Source organism: Roseovarius nubinhibens ISM, from assembly GCF_000152625.1.
Taxonomy (GTDB): Bacteria; Pseudomonadota; Alphaproteobacteria; order Rhodobacterales; family Rhodobacteraceae; genus Roseovarius; species Roseovarius nubinhibens.
The window spans coordinates 175,750-192,697 of sequence record NZ_CH724156.1 but is presented as its reverse complement, the minus strand read 5'-3'; the positions used below and the strand labels follow the sequence as shown (position 1 = coordinate 192,697).

General features: G+C 59.7%; 15 protein-coding genes and 1 tRNA gene. 12 read left to right on the top strand and 4 right to left on the bottom strand.

From position 1 onward, the window contains the following. Positions 1–45: 45 nt before the first annotated feature. Positions 46–447: a VOC family protein gene (locus ISM_RS00950; protein WP_040617743.1), complete on the top strand. Its 402-nt coding sequence runs from the start codon at positions 46–48 to the stop codon at positions 445–447. Positions 448–546: 99 nt separating this feature from the next. On the opposite strand, the gene ISM_RS00945 is transcribed toward ISM_RS00950, so the two are convergent. Then, the gene (locus ISM_RS00945; RefSeq protein ID WP_009812216.1) at positions 547–846 is read right to left on the bottom strand and encodes a DUF2218 domain-containing protein; all 300 of its coding nucleotides are present in this window, start codon (positions 844–846) and stop codon (positions 547–549) included. A 137-nt stretch (positions 847–983) separates the two neighbouring features. Between ISM_RS00945 and ISM_RS00940 the strand changes: the two genes are divergently transcribed. The 6 genes from ISM_RS00940 to ISM_RS00915 all read left to right on the top strand — a co-directional run bounded on the left by ISM_RS00940 (position 984) and on the right by ISM_RS00915 (position 7,536). Continuing rightward, complete coding sequence (locus tag ISM_RS00940) at positions 984–1,907, top strand: siderophore ABC transporter substrate-binding protein (RefSeq protein ID WP_009812215.1); 924 nt, start codon at positions 984–986, stop codon at positions 1,905–1,907. 3 nt (positions 1,908–1,910) lie between these two features. Continuing rightward, positions 1,911–2,855: an iron chelate uptake ABC transporter family permease subunit gene (locus ISM_RS00935; RefSeq protein ID WP_009812214.1), complete on the top strand. Its 945-nt coding sequence runs from the start codon at positions 1,911–1,913 to the stop codon at positions 2,853–2,855. Next, positions 2,848–3,792: an iron chelate uptake ABC transporter family permease subunit gene (locus tag ISM_RS00930; RefSeq protein WP_009812213.1), complete on the top strand. Its 945-nt coding sequence runs from the start codon at positions 2,848–2,850 to the stop codon at positions 3,790–3,792. Before ISM_RS00935 ends, ISM_RS00930 begins: the two co-directional genes overlap by 8 nt. Next, complete coding sequence (locus ISM_RS00925; RefSeq protein WP_009812212.1) at positions 3,789–4,559, top strand: iron ABC transporter ATP-binding protein; 771 nt, start codon at positions 3,789–3,791, stop codon at positions 4,557–4,559. Before ISM_RS00930 ends, ISM_RS00925 begins: the two co-directional genes overlap by 4 nt. Before the next feature lie 107 nt (positions 4,560–4,666). Next, a complete protein-coding gene (locus ISM_RS00920) occupies positions 4,667–5,629 on the top strand; it encodes a TAXI family TRAP transporter solute-binding subunit (RefSeq protein WP_009812211.1) in 963 nt (320 codons plus the stop codon). A 149-nt stretch (positions 5,630–5,778) separates the two neighbouring features. After that, positions 5,779–7,536, top strand: coding sequence for a TRAP transporter permease (locus ISM_RS00915; RefSeq protein WP_254655626.1), 1,758 nt, complete (start codon positions 5,779–5,781; stop codon positions 7,534–7,536). Positions 7,537–7,798: 262 nt separating this feature from the next. On the opposite strand, the gene ISM_RS00910 is transcribed toward ISM_RS00915, so the two are convergent. Continuing rightward, entirely contained in the window at positions 7,799–9,157 is a 1,359-nt protein-coding gene (locus tag ISM_RS00910; protein WP_009812209.1) for an autotransporter outer membrane beta-barrel domain-containing protein, read from the bottom strand. Between the two features lie 197 nt (positions 9,158–9,354). Between ISM_RS00910 and ISM_RS00905 the strand changes: the two genes are divergently transcribed. From ISM_RS00905 to ISM_RS00895, 3 genes are all read left to right on the top strand, one after another. Then, complete coding sequence (locus tag ISM_RS00905; protein ID WP_009812208.1) at positions 9,355–9,810, top strand: hypothetical protein; 456 nt, start codon at positions 9,355–9,357, stop codon at positions 9,808–9,810. Between the two features lie 141 nt (positions 9,811–9,951). Beyond that, complete coding sequence (locus tag ISM_RS17620) at positions 9,952–11,190, top strand: tyrosine-type recombinase/integrase (RefSeq protein ID WP_009812207.1); 1,239 nt, start codon at positions 9,952–9,954, stop codon at positions 11,188–11,190. A 642-nt stretch (positions 11,191–11,832) separates the two neighbouring features. Beyond that, positions 11,833–13,287 (top strand): RNA-directed DNA polymerase, encoded by a 1,455-nt coding sequence (locus tag ISM_RS00895; protein WP_198011637.1) that lies wholly within the window; start codon positions 11,833–11,835, stop codon positions 13,285–13,287. Between the two features lie 127 nt (positions 13,288–13,414). Here ISM_RS00895 and ISM_RS00890 read toward each other — a convergent pair whose 3' ends face one another. Further along, positions 13,415–14,167: a DUF8168 domain-containing protein gene (locus tag ISM_RS00890; protein ID WP_009812205.1), complete on the bottom strand. Its 753-nt coding sequence runs from the start codon at positions 14,165–14,167 to the stop codon at positions 13,415–13,417. Positions 14,168–14,479: 312 nt separating this feature from the next. On the opposite strand from ISM_RS00890, the gene ISM_RS00885 reads away from it, so the two are divergent. Together ISM_RS00885 and ISM_RS00880 are read left to right on the top strand one after the other, a co-directional pair. Continuing rightward, entirely contained in the window at positions 14,480–15,571 is a 1,092-nt protein-coding gene (locus tag ISM_RS00885; RefSeq protein WP_083780866.1) for an AAA family ATPase, read from the top strand. 391 nt (positions 15,572–15,962) lie between these two features. After that, the gene (locus ISM_RS00880) at positions 15,963–16,526 is read left to right on the top strand and encodes a recombinase family protein (protein WP_040618214.1); all 564 of its coding nucleotides are present in this window, start codon (positions 15,963–15,965) and stop codon (positions 16,524–16,526) included. Between the two features lie 247 nt (positions 16,527–16,773). Here ISM_RS00880 and ISM_RS00875 read toward each other — a convergent pair. Then, positions 16,774–16,863: transfer RNA gene (locus ISM_RS00875), tRNA-Ser, on the bottom strand. Positions 16,864–16,948: the final 85 nt, after the last annotated feature.

Below are 16,948 nucleotides of genomic sequence, written 5' to 3'. Positions count from 1 at the left end.
ACGGCTGACCGGGCCAATGGGCAATGCGGCGGGGAGGATAGGGCCATGAAGATCTATATCACCAGCATCTTCGTGGAGGATCAGGCAAAAGCCCAAGCGTTCTATTGTGGCAAGCTGGGATTTGAGGTGAAGCACGATGTGCCCTTGGGCGGGCATCGCTGGCTCACGCTGGTGTCCAAGGACCAGCCTGACGGGCCGGAGCTTCTTCTGGAGCCGAGTGATCACCCGGCGGTGAAGCCCTATACCCAAGCGCTGGTTGCGGATGGGATTCCTGCGCATTCCTTTCAGGTCGAGGATCTCGATGCGGAGTGTCAGGCATTGAAAGAGCGCGGTGTCGTCTTTGTCCAAGAGCCGATGGATGCCGGACCGGTGCGGATGGCGGTGTTCGACGATAGCTGTGGCAATCTGATCCAGCTGATCCAAACGGTCGGTCCCGGCGGGGTATGACGCCCGGCGTTTGACCATGGAAAAGGGCGCCCCGAGAGGCGCCCTTTTTGACTGTCGGCAAGACGTCGGTATTGCGGCAGTATCCCGACAGTGCGGGTTTCAGGCCGCTTGCCAGTCCATCGCCTCGAAGTTTTCGCGATGGGCAAAGCGTTTCAGGTGGTCGTCGATGATATGGCGCGCCCGGTCGAGCGCTGCGTCATCCGCGCCGGAGATGCGGGCGGTCAGACGGTCGCCATCGGCGGCAAGCGTCGCCGGGCCGGTGGGCAGCGCCATGCGGGCGCTCGAAGGGTCATACTCGACCTCGATCTTATGGGCGAAATGCTTGCAGAGCTGTTGCAGATATTTGCTCGCATGGTCGGTGGTGAAGGTGCCGGTCTGATAGGTCAATGTCTCGGTCATGCTATTATCCTGATTGTTTTGATAAGATTTAGGGCTTGCGGTCCGGGACGACAAGGGCGTATTGCACAGGCCAACAGCCCCGCCGCCAGCCAGACGCAAGCCGAGAGGGGAGAAACCTGATGTCGAAAGGTGGACCCATGCGTCTCATTCCGTCCTCCGTGCTGGCGCTTGCGCCGGCGCTCGCTCTGGCCGTTGCCCTGCCGATGGCGGCGCAGGCCGATCCCGTCACAGTCGAGACGGCCACCGGCCCGGTGGAGGTCAGCGGTGCGACGCCGCCGCTCGTCGTTTATGACGTGGCGGCGATTGACACGCTCGAGGCGCTGGGGGTCGAGATGGACGGGGTGCCCGAGAAGCTCTTCCTGCCCTATCTGGCGGATGTGGCCGAGGCGGCGGCACCGGTGGGCACGCTCTTTGAGCCGGATTTCGAGGCGCTGGCGCGCATGGCACCTGGACTGATCATCGCGGGCGGCCGGTCGTCGCCGCAGCGCGAGGCGCTGAGCGCGTTTGCGCCGACCATCGACATGACCATCTGGGGCATGGATGTGACGGCGCAGGCCAAGGCGCGGCTGGCGGCCTATGGGGCGCTCTTTGATCGCGAGGCCGAGGCCGAGGCGCTGGCGCAGGATCTCGACGCGCGGATCGCCGAGGCCAAGGCGGCCGTCGCGGGTAAGGGCCGGGGGCTGATCCTCTTGACCAATGGCGGCAAGATTTCCGCCTATGGGCGCAATAGCCGCTTTGGCTGGCTGCATGAAGAGCTCGGCCTGCCCGAGGCCTATCCGGAGGTCAAGGCCGAGACCCATGGCGAGGCGGTGTCCTTTGAGTTCATCGCCCAGATCGACCCCGACTGGATTCTCGTGGTGGATCGCGGCGCGGCGATTGACGCGGGCGGCGAGGCGGCGCGGGCGACGCTCGACAATCCTCTGGTGGCGCGGACCACGGCAGCGAAACAGGATCAGATCCTCTATCTCGACGCCGGGGCGCTCTATATCGGCGGCGGCGGGGTGCAATCGCTCACAATCATTCTCGATCAGATCATCGCCGGGTTCGGGGCCAAGGGCTAGGCCATGCGCGATGCGGTGCTGATCTGGGCCACGCTGGCGGGGCTGGCGGCGCTCAGCCTCGTGATCGGGGCGGCGCCGCTCTTTTCGGGCGAGATGGATGCCGGCTGGCTCATCTTGGTGAGCCGCTTTCCCCGCACGGCGGCGGCGATCCTCACCGGGATCGGCCTCGCGCTGGCCGGGGTGGTGGTGCAGAAATCGGTGCAGAACCGGCTTGTCGAGCCGTCGCTCATCGGGACACCGGAATCGGCCATGTTGGGCCTGTTGGCGGTGACGCTTCTGGCCCCCGGCGCGGCGCTCTGGCTCAAGATGCTGAGCGGCGCGGGGGCGGCCATGGTCGGCATGGCGGCCTTTTTGATGCTCGCCCGCGCGGTGCCGCGACAGGACCCGATGCTCTTGCCGATCGTGGGGCTGATCTATGGCGGTATCCTCTGGGCCGCCGGGGTCTATATCGCGTGGCAGACCGACCTTGTGCAATATATCGGGGCCTGGCGGCTGGCGGAGTTTTCCGGCGTGGTGCAGGGGCGTTATGAGCTTTTGTGGCTGATCGCGGCGCTGGCGCTGGGGCTTTATGCGCTGGCGGATCGGATCACGCTCTTGGGTCTGGGCGAGACGCAGGCGCGCAGCCTTGGCCTCGATTATCGGCAAACCCGGATGCTCGGGTTGATGGCGGTGGCGCTGATCATGGCGGTGGTGGTGGTCACGGTGGGCAGCCTGCCGTTTGTCGGGCTGGTGGCGGCCAATATCGTGTCGCACTGGCGCGGCGACAATCTGCGCCGCAACCTGCCCTTGGTGGCGGGGCTTGGCGGCGCGGCGGTGCTGGCGGCGGATATTCTGGGCCGGGTGATCCGCGCGCCCTATGAGGTGCCGGCGGGGACGATTTTCGCGGTGGCCGGGGCGGCGGTGTTCCTGTGGCTCTTGGGTCGTAGCCGGGGGCGGGTGCATGGCTGAGCGGCGTCTCATCTGGCTCGGGCTGGTGCTGGCGCTGGTGTCGGCGGGGTTTCTGCTGTGGCAGCTCAACGGGCCGGTGGGGATCATCCTTGGGTTGCGCGCCAGCAAGCTCGTGGCGCTGTTGGTGGTGGGCGCTGCGGCCGGGGCGGCGACGCTGATCTTTCAGACGGTGATCGGCAATCAGCTTTTGACGCCGAACCTGATGGGGCTCGATGCGCTCTATATCTTCCTGCAGATGACGCTGGTCTTTGTCTTTGGCGCGGCGGGCTATGCCGGGATCGGGCCGGGCTGGGGCTTTGCGCTCAATGTCTCGGTGCTGCTGATCGTGGTCTTGGCGGTGTTTCATCTCTTCCTGCGCGGCGGGGTCAGCGATGTGACGCGGGTGGTGCTCACCGGGGTGGTGCTTGGCCTCTTGCTGCGCGGGCTCTCGGATCTGATGGGGCGGCTCATCGATCCGTCAGAGTTCGGCGTCGTCCAGCAGGCGGTGGTGGCGAGTTTCGGCCGGGTGGACCGGGGCGAATTGGCGGTGGCGGCCGGGGCGCTCATCCTGGCGCTGGGGCTGGCGTGGCGGATGGTGCCGGCGCTCGATGTGGCGGGGCTTGGCCGGCCAGTGGCGCGGGGGCTGGGGCTTGACCATGACGGGCTGGTGCGGCGGGCGCTGGGGCTGGTGGTGGTGCTGGTGGCGGTGGCCACGGCGCTTGTCGGGCCGTTGATGTTTCTCGGGCTGCTGGCGGCGAGCCTCGCGCGCTATCTCGTGCCGAGCCATCGCCATGCGCTTCTCTTGCCGGCGGCGGCGATGACCGGGGCGCTGATCCTCGTGGCGGGGCAGTTCCTCTTCGAGCGGCTCTTGGGGCAGCAATCGGCGCTCGAGGTGGTGGTCGAGTTCTTTGGCGGGCTGGTGTTTCTCGGCCTTGTGTTGCGACGGAGGCGGATGTGATCGAGCTGACAAATCTGAGCTATGCGGCGGGCGGCACGCCGATCCTGAGGGATGTGAGTGCCATCCTGCCGCGCGGCGGGATCACCGCGCTCATCGGCGCGAACGGGGCCGGGAAATCGACGCTTCTGCATTGCATGGCGGGGCTCAACCGGCCCGGCGCGGGCGCGGTCGGCATCGATGGCGAGGACCCGTTCGCGATGGAGGACCGGGCGCGGGCGCGGCGCGTGGCGCTCTTGCAGCAATCGCCGAGCATCGTGGCGCGGCTGAGCGTGGCCGATCTCGTGGGCTTTGGCCGTTGGCCGCATCATGGCGGACGCGAGGGGGCGGAGGATCGCGCCATCGTGGCCGAGGCGCTGGCGGCGTTCGAGCTCGACGATCTCGCGGGGCGGGCGCTCGATACGTTGTCGGGCGGGCAGCGGCAGCGGGCGCTGGTGGCGATGGTCTGGGCGCAATCGGCGCCGTGGCTCTTGCTCGATGAGCCGCTCAATGCGCTCGATCCGCGCCATGCGCATGATCTCATGGCGCGGCTGCATGCGCTGTCGCGGCCCGGGCGCGCGGGCCAGACCGGGCGCAGCGTGGTGCTGGTGGTGCATGACATCAACGCCGCCGCGCGCTGGGCCGATCACGTGGTGGCGCTGCGCGATGGCCGGGTCCATGCGGCGGGACCCTGTGACGCGGTGCTGACGCCTGATCGGCTCTGGGAGGTGTTCGGCTTGCGCTTTGATGTGGTGCGCCATGCCGGGCGGCCGGTGGTCATTCCCGGCTGAGCCGCGAAAAAACCTATGGGCCAAAAGCCACGGCCCAGTGGCACCCGGCGCAGATCCATTGTAAGACAGCCCCGATCTAAGTTGGTTGATGATCCAGGGAGGATGTCATGAAATTTACCGCAACCATCGCGGCGGCGGCGCTGGCCGTGACTGCCGGTCTCGCAGGCGGGCAAGCCGAGGCGCAAGAACGCGTGACCTACAAGTCCGCGAAATCGAGCTCGTCCTACTACCAAATGGGCGTGCAGATCGCCGAGGCGATGAAGGCCGGGACCGAGGGCAATGTCATCGTCACGGTCGAAGAGAGCCAAGGCTCGGTGCAGAACGTGATGGAGGTCCGCGCGCGCGGTGCCGATTACGTCTTTACCACGCCGCCGGCGCTGGTGCGTCTGGCGCAAGAGGGCAAGGCGATGTTCGAGGGCAAGTCGGACCCGTCCTTTGACGAGATCCGCGCGCTCTTTCCGATCCCGTCGCTGACCATGCATTTCGTCACCGCCAAATCCGCCGGTGTCGAAAGCTTTGCCGATCTCGAAGGCAAGACGATCCTGCTGGGCAAAGGCTCTTTCGGGGCGCGTGAAGGCCAGAAATATCTCGAGATGTTCGGGCTTGAAGGCAAGGTCGAGCTGGCCGAGGTGGAGCTGTCGAACGCGGTCGCGGCGCTCAAGAACGGCCAGATCGACGGGTTCGTGACGGCGGGGTCCTATCCCGCGCCGAACGTGATCGAGGCGGCGGCAAGCACCGAGGTCGACATCCTGTCGCTCACCGACGAACAGATCGCCGAGACCAAGCGCACCCGTCTGGTCATCCCGGCGGGCACCTATGCCGGTCAGGATGCCGATATCGTGACCACTTCGCTGCCCGTGGTGGCGTTTGCCACCACCAAGATGAGCGACGACGTGGCCTATGAGCTCACCAAGACCTTCTGGGAGCAGCGCGAGGCGATGGGCGAGGCAGCGCCTTGGTGGCTTGCCGTTGATCAGGCGTTGATGGAGACCATCACCGGCCAGATCCACCCCGGGGCGATCCGCTACTACAAGGAAGCGGGTTTCACGCTTAGCGACGCGCAGATGTAAACTGTGCCAGCCTTGGACAAAGGCCCCGGCGTGCCCGTCACGCCGGGGTCGTTTCTTTCCCGAGGCGCTGACCGCTAAAGACGTCCCCAAACACGCTTCCCAGACACGATTCCCAGACACAATTCCCAGAGAATGAGATGAGCCCCGTCATGCGCCTGGTTCCCGTTTTGCTGGCCCTCGGGCTGGTCGTTTTCCATCTTGGCCTGATCTTTTCCGGGCTGGTGCCCAATCTGGTGAGCCGTCCGCTGCATCTGGCGCTGGCGCTGCCGTTCATTCTCATCGTGCCGGGGCAGAGCGGCTGGATGCGCTGGTCGGGCGTGGCGCTGATGGGGCTTGGTGTGGCGGCGTCGCTCTGGGTGGCGCTGTCGCATGAAGCGCTCATCGATCAATACGGGTTTCTCGAGACACCGTTTCAGACCGTGGTGGGCTTTGTCCTTCTTGGCGTGGTGCTCGAGGCGGCGCGGCGGGCGATCGGCTGGCCCTTGCCGCTGGTGGCGTTGCTGGCGCTGCTCTACGGCCTATTCGGTCAGCATATCCCCGGCGAGTTCGGACATTCCGGCACGCCGCTGGCAAGTTTTCTGGGCACGTTGACCATTGCCGAGGGCGGGCTTTGGGGCAGTCTCACCGGCGTCTCGGTCAATGTGGTGGCGATTTTCGTGATCTTTGGCGCGGTGCTCAACGCGGGCGAGGCGGGGCAGGGGTTCATGAACCTCGCCTCGGCCGCCGCCGGGCGGCTCAAGGGCGGGGCGGCAAAGGTGTCGGTCCTGTCCTCGGCCTTCTTTGGTTCGATCTCGGGCTCGGCCTCGGCCAATGTGGCCTCGACCGGGGCGATCACCCTGCCGGCGATGACGCGGCTCGGCTATCCCAAGCGGCTGGCGGCGGCGGTCGAGGCGGTGGCCTCGTCGGGCGGCCAGATCATGCCGCCGCTGATGGGGGCCGGGGCCTTTGTCATGGTGGAGCTGACGGGCGTGCCCTATACCTCGATCATGGCGGCGGCGCTGTTGCCCGCCATCCTCTATTTCCTCGCGGTCTGGGTCGGGGTCAACGCCTATGCGGGCCGCATGGACCTGCGCGGCGTGGCGGCCGAAGACCGGCCGGCGCTGCGCGATGTGGTGGTGACCTCGGCGTTTTTCGCGGTGCCCTTTGCCGTGCTGCTTCTGGGCATGTTCTGGGTCGGGGTGACGCCGCAATATGCCGCGAGCCTCGCCATTCTCACGGGCTTTGTGCTGCTGATCTTTAACGGGCGGGGCCTCAACCCGTGGCGCGATACGGTGCGCCGCTTCGAGACCGCGCTTTTGACCGCCGCGCGGCAGGTGTCGATGATCGCGGCGATCATCATCTGTGCCTCGATCATCATCGGCGTGCTGTCGGTCACCGGGCTGGGGGTCAAGATCACCTCGCTGATCCTGTCGGGATCGGGGGGCATGCTCTGGCCCGCGCTCTTGCTCACCGCCCTGGCCTGTCTCATCCTCGGGATGGAGGTGCCGACGACGGCGGCCTATGTGATCTGTATCTCGGTGGCGGGTCCGGCGCTGGCGCAGCTGGGGCTGGCACCGTTGCAGGCGCATCTCTTCGTGTTCTGGTTCGCGCTCTTGTCGACGATCACGCCGCCGGTCTGCGGCGCGGTGTTCATCGCGGCGGGGATGATTGGCGAGAGCTGGCTCAAGGTGGCGCTGACGGCGATGAGCCTTGGGTTCGGGCTCTATGTCATTCCGCTGGCGATGATTGCCAACCCGTCGCTCATCGCGCTGGCCGAGACGCCGCTGGCGGCGGTGCTGGCGGCGCTGCAGATCGGGCTGGGGCTGGGTCTCATGTCGCATGCGATCATCTCGAAACGGAGCTGGGCGCTGCGGGCGGGGCTGTTTTTCGGCGGGCTGGCGTTGATCTTCGTGCGGTTGGTGCTCTGAGGCGCTGAGACGCGCAGCGCAGGGCCGCGGTGCGGCGTGCCTTGGTCCGCGCCCTGACGCTTTATCCCGGCCAAGTGCCGCGTCGCTCCGCCGTATCAGCCTGTGGCTGGCCAAATCGCCGTGCCGGGGGGCGGCCCGGCGATGCGCGGCGGGCTTCGCCCTGGCTCCGCGCGCGGTCCTGTGATGCGCTCTGAATGCGCTATGCCCCACATGAAAAAGGGCGGCCCGAAGGCCGCCCAATTCCTATCCGTTCATCGCCTCTTCAGAAACTGAAGACAAAGCGCATCTGGCCGCTGTAATTGGTCAGCTCGCTGCCGATGCCGCCCATTTCCGCGCCGATCATCAGATCGCCATTGGCGGTGATCGGGAAGGCGCCGCCAAGCTCGACCCGGCCGCTCAGCCCGTCGGGATCATAGCCGCCGCCCGCCAGCGCCGCGGGCGCGTCGGTGGTCACATAGTCGAGATGCAGACCGGTATAGACCAGCGTGTCGCGCACCGAGCGCGTCCAGCGCGCGCCGAGCGACAGCTCGCTATAATCCACCGTGGTCGAGCCGGTCCCGGCCAGCGTGCCGGATTTGCCGGTGATCTTTTCCTCGCCATAGCGCGCCGAGGCCATCGGCGTGAAGGTGAGCATGTCGCTCAGCGCGATGTCGCGCTGGGCGGCGATGCTGAGAGCCCAGACATCGCTGTCGGCGCGGCCGACGCCACCGGCGCTCGTCTGTTTGTAATCGGCCTGCCCGTAGAGCAGCGCCAGCTCGCCCGACCACGCGCCCGAGCGATAGCCGAGATAGGGCTGCACATAGGTGAAATCGCCGCTGGTCGAGGTGGTGGCGGTGTTGGCGTTGAGATCGTCATGACCGAGCGACAGGCCGAGCACCATGTTTGGGCTGACCGAGATATCGGCGCCGAGCTGCACACCGCTGCCGCTGTAATCATTGGCCGAGCCACGGGCAATGAACCCGTTGAAATTGACCCAGGCATAGACATTGCCCATCAGCTGACCGTTCTTGGTCGAGATCACCGGCGCTTCGCCATCCTCGAAATCGCCAAAGCTGAGCGGCGATTGCAGATCGCGGGCCACGAAAGAGCCGCGCGCACCCTGCGAGGTGTTGCCCGCCGATTGCCGCAGCGCGAGACGGCCCAAGGTGATCCCGGCGCTTTGCATCTCTTCAAGAAGCTGCTGCTGCGTCGGTCCCCAGCCGAGGATAGCGCCGATGAGGCCCAGGGTGTAGGTGCCGGTATTTCCCGGCAAATTCCCGACCACGGCGAGGATGTAATTGCCCTCAGGATAGGCACCTGCCCCGGACAGGCCTGGCAGATAGCCGGAGGTGACCGCGAGATTGTTCTGCCAGTAATCTGCGGGAGTGAACTCACCTTCATTATAAAGAAAGAGAGCGATATTGTTGGTCGATTGGATGTTCATAGCCGAAATCTGGGCGAGGAAACTGGACGGATTGGTGATCCGCAGTTCGAGCTCGTCCATATAGTATGAACTGCCAAAACTTTGCGACCCATCGATCACCCCGTCATGGGTGACCTCAAAGGCGGGCGCGGCGAGGGCGGGCGTGGCAAGGCCGAGCGTCAGCGCGGCGGCGAGAAAGCTTTTGTGGTGGAAGTGCATGGTGTCCCCAAGAGTTGAATTGGCACACACAAGGATGAAATCGCACATGATTTTTATGTGCCCCCTTACTCTCTGCATTGGTGCACAGACGCAATCTCTTCCTGTGCTGCGGAAAAATTGCGGCGAAACTGCGGTAAATCAGTAACAATTGGCCCTGATTGCGGCACTGCGCTATTCTGTACGGTGGAGGGCCCGAGATGAGCTGGGATCTGATCGTTTTTTCCGCCGACACGCCGCTGCGCATGGATGCAGAGGGGGTGGCAGAGTTTGCCGACCATTGGACGCCGCCGCCGATGGGCAGCGAGGCCGAGATCCGCCGCCAGATCTCTGACATCTTCCCTGACACCGACTGGACCGACCCGCTTTGGGGCGTGGTGATCGGCGAGGGGTTCACCTTTGAGTTTTCGCTCAACGGGCTGGCCCGGACCAACAGTTTCGGCATCCATGCCCGAGGCGCGGCCACCGGCGCCGCGCTGCGCCTGATGGCAGCCACCGGCTGGCGGCTCCTCGATGTGTCGACCACCCGCTGGCTCAACCTCGCCGAGGACCCCGACGCAGGACGGCGGAAACATCAGGCCTATGTCGACAAGATCCTCGCCGCCCAAAACGACCCCAAACCACCCAGCCTCTTGGCCCGGCTGTTCCGGAAGTAGGGCGGGGGCGGTCCGGCGGACATCTGGGGAAATTGACGCTGGCGGAGGAGGTGGGATGCTCTGCCAAAGGGCCGCAACCTCTTGACATCATTGTTTTTAAGGGAATATTCGGCACAGACGTGTGGGGAAAACGTGTGGGGAATGCCTCGCTATCTGGAGAGAAGAAGACGCCGTTGGTATGCGGTGCTAGACGTCCCTAAAGACGTCCAAGATACTCTTGGAAAACGGCGTTTTGTGACGTCACTTGGGACGGAGAGCCTCACAGAAGCCGAGCGGTTGGTTTTGACCGTCGTGGCGCAATGGAAAGCTGAGATCGACGCTGCTCGTCGGGGGATTAGTTTGCCCTTGGAGCTAGAGGCTAAGCGAGCGAGAGACGCCTTTGAGCGTGCTGATAAGGATGGTCGTGAAACTCTTGACCTAGTCTTAAGCGATCAGCTGGAGGAGCTTTATGAGCAAAACCCAATTGCAGCTGATACTTTTTATCACTTAACCAAATGTCAGTCCGTTAACCTTGGGGACTGGATTGATGAGTGGCTTGCGACGCTCGACAATGTACCGAAAACAATCGACATGAAGCGGTCCGATGTTTTGCGGTTTGTTGAGGCTTTTCCCTACTCACATCTCGTTAAGAAGGCCGAGGTAAGGCGCTGGGCCTACGAGACCCAACACAGAGAAAACCTAAAGCCCGCCACCGTCAGGCGCATCATAACGCACTGCCGTGGTTACTGGAGGTATCTGCAACGGAAAGCCTATGTCACCGGTGAAGACGACCCATTTGCTGACGCTGTCGAAAGAAAAAGGTCCAGAACCAAGGCCAGGGTTGAAGAGGCGAGAGGGGACTTCAGCCGAGAGGATGTCGTGAAGCTCCTAGCTGCTGCGAAAGCACTACCAGATCAACAGCTCCATGATCTGATCACCATTGGAATGTGGACGGGGTGCAGGATCGAGGAAATCTGCTCGCTGAAATTGAGCGAGGTTAAGAATGATCGGCTGCTGATCACGGATGCAAAGTCTTCAGCAGGAAACCGGGTCATTCCCATTCACCCTCAACTGGCCCCAACGCTTCAGAGGTTGAGACGAGATAGCTCAGATGGTTACGTCCTGAGTGGGTTAACATTTAACAAGTACGGAGACAGGTCAAACGCAGTCGGGAAGCGGTTTTCACGGTTGAAGACCAAGATGGGCTTTGGGGGTAGCTACGTCTTTCACAGCGTCAGAAAGACTGTGGCAACGCTTCTGGAGAACGCTGGCGTGCCAGAGAACATTGCTGCCGACATCCTTGGGCATGAAAAGCAAACAATGACCTATGGGCTATATTCAGGGGGCACAAGCTTTGAGCTGAAGCGAGATGCTCTGATGAAGTTGAGCTATCCGTTGTAGGAGCTAAGTTTGCATGGCGCTGCTGCTCATGCGTGAGTAGGGCCAGACACCCCAACGGGAAGCAAAGCTAACTGCACCAAGCTTCCGGGTCCTTGTCACGCTTGTTAGGGTTTCGACTCTTTTGCGAAGGTTTGACGGAAGGGGAGGCAAGCGGACATTTTCTGTGTTTGCCGAAGAGTATGCTATGCAAAGTGGAAGCAGATATTCATCTTGGATAAACTCGGAGTAGATGTCCATTTAGTTATCAGGTCTTTGAGGGACGCCGATGATACAACACACCATATACTGCGCCCAAATGGCCGGCAAAGGTGAAAAGAAGTGTGAACGTAGCTACATTTTGGTTGTACGGAGTGGCCAATCCCTTAACTCTGTTAGAGAATTTCTGGATAATGGGTCAAGCCGATGACTGCTAGGACTAAGACATTAAGATTTAAACGTCTTATATCACACGGATTTTTCGCTCCTGAACTTCCCCCGTGCTTCATTTCGGATGACCTTGCCCGCTATAGAGAGAGTCTGTGGAGTGCTGTGGAGAGTGTTCCGCGATTGCAAAACGCTCGATACTCAGGGGTTAAACAGTTCGTTTCAGAGCCGGCTTGGTTTTACTTTCCAAGATATGGGCGGGACGACCGAAAACATGCAGTGATCAATCCGATCTCCTATCTTGCGATATCGAAGGTACTTGCAGACAACTTCGTCGCACTGAGATCAGCGTCTAGAAAATCAAAATTTAGCGCCTCGCCGCTTGTGTTTGATTGGGTTGGTAGCCGCGCAGTATTCAGACCCAGTATTGATCTTCGGGATGATTTTCGCGTCAACTTAGCTACGCGTCACGAGAGATACGTTGCGGCGGATATTAGGGCATTCTTCCATTCAATATACACGCATTCGATACCGTGGGCTATCTATGGCAAATCATGGGCAAAACAGAACCGTCAAATCACGCACTATGGGAACCTCCTAGATATGTTTTGCCGAAACGCCCAAGACGGTCAAACAATTGGGTTACCTGTTGGCCCTGATACGTCCAGGCTCATTGCGGAAGTCATAGCGTCTGCACTCGATGAGAAACTTTCTAAGATTGTCCAAATCGGTGATCTAGACGCTTCGCGATATATCGATGACTACACAATTGCCGTCGCGAGTGGAATGTCAGGCGACGGCGTGATTGCAGCGGTCAGACAAGCGGCCGCAAGCTTTGAACTCGAGCTCAACAACGATAAATCCTCAGTGGAGCTGACATCGAGGCGGCCCTCGACAGGTTGGAAGCAAGCTGCATTAGCACACATCCCACGTAGCGACAGAACGACAAACTCATTCCTCCGTTTCTTTTACGAAGTTGGAAGAGTATGTAACGAACATCCAGAGCTAAATGTGGAAAAGTTCGCTTTCCAGAATGCCAGATCCGCATTTGTTCACGCAGAAGAGTGGGGAGCTTTGCAAAGTCACCTCATCAATGCGTATCGACGAAATTCCACATTGGTCTCACTTCTCGTAGAAGTGCTCGTCTTGCGTGAAATCGAACACCAAGATGTGGATAGGGCAAAACTTGCTGGATTCCTTGAGCGTCGGCTCCCAGAGCTCGCTCAGGAAAATAGGACGGGCGAGATTACTTGGCTCCTATTCTTGGTGGTTAGGCTAGAGATTGAGTTGTCTGCCAGTCAGATTGCGCCCCTATTTCAACTTGAGAACTCAATGGTTGCTTTGATGCTAACCTTTGCCTCGAGCAGGGGCGCTATTTCGGGAACGGTAGATCATGGGACTTGGCAGCAGCACTTGTCAGCCGAGGGCTTAAAAGGGCCAATGTGGTTGTATGCGTATGAGAGTATTCGTAATGGAACAAACCCATCCACGGATCGCTCCTTCATTGAGCATGAACCGTTCTTTTCGGCACTTTTAAACCGAAACATAAAGTTCTTTGATCCGGAGCGTGGCTTCGCCTCAATAGGTTCAGAACTCCGGCTTCGCAGAGCTGAAAACACAAGAGCGAGAATTCTTCGACAGGATTTCCTCGATGACTTTGATATTGATTTGCTAGAGTTTGATGAAGAGGAAGCGGATCAAGGGACGGATATGGATTTTGACGACGAGTACTAGACTGCGCCACACAACTGTTGCGAATGGCTACAAACTGGGCTGCGACTGCAGCAGAAGCGCTAGGAGGCCAAGCTCAGCTCAGGGCCGTCGGTGACTTGCCATAAGCTGTTGTATCGCAAGTGCCAAATCATACGGCGAGCTCGGGGTAGTCTTCTTCCGGCAGGTCGGTACCGCGAATTCGGTAGTGTACGTAACGGTTCATTAGCCGCCATGACATTTCACTCAATTCACGATTCGCCGCGGCACTAACCGGCGTCCTTTTCCCATGCCGTGGATCTGTGGAGACTTCTGTCAGTTTTCGTAAATATTCCTCGCTGACCCTAAGCTCGCTGCGTGTTTTGGACCACATGACGCTTGGCTTTTCAGATGGAGCCACCAGCCGCGCGATGCTTTCCGTGACTCTGCCGTAACTTATCGGTGCGTAGTGGGTTTTGATGAGCATTGAAAGAAGGTCCGACATCGCTTGACCAAATGCCAGATCCCCAATCAGCAAGTCAGCGATGGTCTCTATGTCTTTATGCGTGAAAGAACCAAGGTTTCTTAAGTGGATATCACCTAGAGCAAGTTGTTGGATAGAGCCGTCCGGTTTCTCGATGGAATCGACAATGGTGTTGTATGGAACTGCATCGATGAAACCTGCTGTATCGGCCAAGCGCTGCGCTGCATCCCATCCTGCTTGAAACAAGGCCATAGCATTTTGATCAGTGTAGCGCTCAATCTCAATCGCGACCTGAAACTTGCCCTCTGAAATAGATACCTCAAAGATACACTCAGGTTCATGCTCTACACTCGGCTTGCGGTTGAATTTGGGCGAGTAGGCAATTGTAAGAGGCTTATGGTCAGGAACGACGCGACCAACGAAACGGAAGACTTCACTCATGTTTACCTCGCGGGATATAGGGGCAATCCATAGCCATGCTGGAGTTGCCTTCAAGGTCCGTCTTGATGAAGCGGTGTCGCAACGCAGATTTTTTCTCGAAGGATGGCTTTGGGCCCATTACGTCAGAAACCTACCATGCAGCACTCAATACTCCATTTGTCCCTACGTTAGAAATGGCTTCCAGTTGGGGCGCTGAGGTGGTCAGGCCACGGGAAGCCCAACTCCTCCTGTTTCAACAAATGTACTCACTAGGAGAGGGATCGTCCCTCTTCGGCTGGTGGCGTGAGCCGTTAGTCTTCTAAATCTCTAGAAATGGTGAGTACTTCAATGCCTAAAAAAACTCTATCGAAGCTGCGTTCGACGACAGCCCAAGAACTTCTCAACCGCCCCTTCAAACCCAGACAGATGCTACTCGATCCTTGGCTTCGCACAGAGGAAACCTGCATCATCTGGGCTGCCTCAGGGCTGGGAAAGACTATGCTGTCCTTGAGTATTTCCCTTGCCATTGCCGGAGGTGGAAAGCTGGTAGATTGGTCAGCTGAAAAACCCAGACGGGTTCTCTACATCGACGGTGAAATGCATGCTCAGGACATCCGAGATCGCCTTGAGCTATTGTCTGGGTCCGAGATGGGTATTCTTGCCCGATATCAGCGGAAGGATGCCCTCGAAAACCTGATCTTCATCGCTCGACAGGATCAAGACGTCGGTGCTCCGTTCTATGATTTGACTGATGATAAGACCCACAGGGAGATCATTTCCAGAGTAAGGAAGGAGGACGTACAGCTTGTTGTGTTGGACAATTTCACGACGCTGTCGGAAGGTCTAGAGGATGAGAACGCTGCTGCCGCCTTCAAACAAGTCCAGGGTTTCTTGCTTGAATTGAAACGCCTCGGGGTGGCTACCTTGTTGGTTCATCATGCTAACAAATCCGGCCACGACATGCGGGGTTCGACAGCACTGGAAACGACCTTCGAAGTGATCTTGGGCCTAAAGAAGCCTTCGGTTCCCAAAACTGGAGAGGCCCGGTTTGTGGCTGAGTTTGGAAAGTTTCGAGGGAAGGGGGACGAGCGTCTTCAGGCAAGGGAATGGTCGTTGGCTGAAGATGGTTGGTCTATCACTGAGGCTCTCCCTGAGGATCCAAGATCTGACAGTGTTTATAAAGCGCTTAAGTCGCTTCGGTTCAAAACCATGGCCGAGATTGCGAAGGAGTTGGGTGTCAACAAGTCGACGGTCTCAAGGAGAATCCAGAGGTTGATCGCCCATGGTGTGCTTAAGAAGGATGAGCACTTCGAAATCTTTGACATGGTCAGAGAAATACAGCGTGAAGAAAGGAACGGCCTTCCAGACTGGGGGGAGCCAGATCATGGCACTGAGACCGCTGAGGCCCTTTTGGAGGCGTTCTAAGCGCTGGGACGATGGATCCGAGAGGAGTATCCTCTCTCGGATAAGGACATGGTTCTGCAACCTGTTGCGTCGTTGTATTTGCTTAGGCGCAACGCAACTTGCAACACGGGTTCAAGGGGTGACCAGCCCCTTTGCCCAACCAAATAATAAGCAATAATAACCCCCCTTTTTTTGAAGTCGCTTTTGGCATCCCACCACCCCCCTCTTGGAGATCAGGAAAAGGCGGTGGCAGTCGCTCTTGTTGGTTCCTTGGACTGTACCAAAAGAGCTTGGCCTAAAGAGGCGTCTCATCTTCACCCAATCTTTAGTCTCACTAGATTGGTATTGAGGTTTTGAGACGCCTCCGTTAGATGGTCTAAGATTTCAATGAGACACTTTAAGGAGTTGAATGATGATTGTTGGGTATGCTCGGACCTCGACGGTGGATCAGACAGCAGGTCTTGAGGCACAGCAACGAGAATTGGCTGGCGCTGGGTGTGAGAAGGTCTTTGTAGAACAGGTTTCCTCAGTGGATGTCAAAGCCCGTGAGAGGCTCGCTGAGGCGCTCGACTTCATCCGCAAGGGTGACACCCTCGTGGTGACCAAGCTGGATCGTCTGGCCCGCTCTGTGGCTCACCTGTTGGAGATTTTGGAGGTGGTAGAGGCAAAGGGGGCAGCCCTTCGTATCCTCTCTATGGGCATCGACACTGGCACTGCAACGGGCAAGCTAATGCTGACTTTGTTGGGCGGCGTCGCCGAGTTCGAGAGATCCATCATGCTTGAGAGACAGCGTGAAGGTATCGCCAAGGCCAAGGCAGAAGGCAAGTACAAGGGCCGTAAACCCACTGCGAAGGCGAAGGCTACCGAGGTGCTCGCGATGCATGCTGAGGGCGTGGGAGCCACAGAAATTGCCAAACGGCTGAGCATCGGTAGGGCAAGTGTTTATCGCATCCTCAAGGAAGGGGAGGCTGCTTAACCACAAACGTTTGGTCGCTTGCTGGGGGCATATGGTGGGATGGCTGATCAGTCTTCATCCGCATCCTTGCTGCTTTCGATTACAACGTCGGAGATGATTGTGGATTGCGCCTACCGTGCAAATACTAAGGCTAAGGCTGAATACGCTTTTGTATGGGGGAAGCGTGTGGGGGAAACGTGTGGGGTATGAAATTTAGCATCTCTATTAAGGTGCTGATTTCTAAAGATAATGTTGCCGAAGGTGATGTTGGCGGAGGAGGTGGGATTCGAACCCACGGTGGGCGTGAACCCACGCCGGTTTTCAAGACCGGTGCATTCGACCACTCTGCCACTCCTCCGGTCCGAGCGGTGCTACACCGGGCGGCGCGATTCTGAAAGATGCGAAATCACGGGGATTTTTGCCGACCCGCGCCCGATGTCCTT